Below are 1,432 nucleotides of genomic sequence, written 5' to 3'. Positions count from 1 at the left end.
GCCGCGGGCGGGGCCTGCCGCTCCTCGGCCGCCGGGGCGGTGGGGCGCTCCGGGACGACGACGGCGGCGGGCCGGGCGCGACGGGTGCGGTCGCGGACCGCGAGGGCCCGCAGGCCGGCCAGCCCGGCCACGGCGAACAGGAGCGACCAGCCTGCCAGGGCGAGCGTGCCCGCGCCGAACGCCGCGGCGAGCCCGGCCACGAGGAACACGAGCAGGGCCACGAGGACGGCGAGGAACAGCGCCGTGCGCCCCCACCGGATGTGCAGGCCGGTCCGGCCGCGGGCGGCGCGCGCCGCGTCGGCGGCGGCGCTCAGGCGGCCCGAGAACCGGGCGGTCAGGGCACGGACGGCGGGCGAGCTCTGCAGGCGGTGCATGAAGGACCTCGGCATCGACGGGCGGGCGGGGGCGGACGCGAGACGATGGCGGCGCAGCACGAGCCGCCAGGCCAGGAAGGCCACGAGGGCCACGATGACCAGCGACGCGCTCACCCGGGCGTCGGCCAGCGCGTCGAGCGCGGCCTGCACGGCCCTCGTCGGCGCGGTGGTCTCGTCCATGCCGTCAGCCTAGCGCCGGAGGCGGACCGGCCCGGCCATCGCGGCGTGTCCGCACGCGGCGTGTCCCGCCGGACCGCTCAGGGGCGCGGCCGGGTGGCCAGCCACCGGGCCAGCAGGCCGTCGGGGACCTCCTCGGCGGTCACCGCGAACGTCCGGTGGTCCCGCCAGGCGCCGTCCACGTGCAGGTACGCGCGCCGCAGGCCCTCGTCGCGCAGGCCGAGCTTCGCCACGACCCGCAGGCTGGCCGCGTTCTCCGGGCGGATGTTGACCTCGACCCGGTGCAGACCGGCGCTGCGGAACGCCCAGTCCGTCGCCATGGCCACGGCCGTCGGCGTCAGCCCCCGGCCGGCCTCGCGACGGTCGATCCAGTAGCCGATCGAGCCGGAGAGCACCGAGCCGTACTGGATCCCGCCCAGGGACAGCAGCCCCACCAGACGGTCCCGGTCCGGGCGGTCGTCGTCGAGGACCATGCCCCACGTGTAGGCGCTGCCGTCCCGGCCCTGGCGGCCGTGCCAGCGGACCATCTGCCCGAACGACGCCGGGCCCGCGCCCGGCACGGGGCTCGTGGCATCCCACGGCGTCAGCCACTCCCGGTTGTGCGCCCGCTGCTCCTCCCACGCCTCCCGGTCCCGCCGCCGCAGCGGCCGCAGGGCGAGGGTGCTGTGCCGCAGGGTCACGGGCCAGGGGGAACGCTGCCAGGACATGGCGTCGATCCTATGCGCGGCCGGGCGCGGCACCGGTGCGGCGGGCATCATGGGGACATGCGCACTCCCCCTCCCGTGCCCGAGCCCGCCGCCACGGGCCCCGTCGCCGGCGTCGACGACGTCGTGGACGCCAAGGCCGCCCTGCGTGCGCGCCTGCGCACCGCCCGCCGCGAC

At 78.5% G+C, this 1,432-nt stretch carries 1 protein-coding gene and 1 pseudogene; both read right to left on the bottom strand.

Going from position 1 to position 1,432, the window contains the following annotated elements; all coding sequences use genetic code 11:
* Positions 1-554 (bottom strand): annotated as a pseudogene (locus tag SJ20_RS07205) (hypothetical protein); the annotation flags it as partial.
* A gap of 77 nt (positions 555-631) precedes the next feature.
* A complete protein-coding gene (locus SJ20_RS07200; RefSeq protein ID WP_044659461.1) occupies positions 632-1,258 on the bottom strand; it encodes a GNAT family N-acetyltransferase in 627 nt (208 codons plus the stop codon).
* Positions 1,259-1,432: the final 174 nt, after the last annotated feature.

It is taken from the genome of Micrococcus sp. MS-ASIII-49 (assembly GCF_000946635.1).
In the GTDB taxonomy this organism is placed as follows: Bacteria; Actinomycetota; Actinomycetes; order Actinomycetales; family Micrococcaceae; genus Micrococcus; species Micrococcus luteus.
Note: the sequence above shows the minus strand (reverse complement) of the source record. Positions and strands in the feature narration are given on the sequence as shown.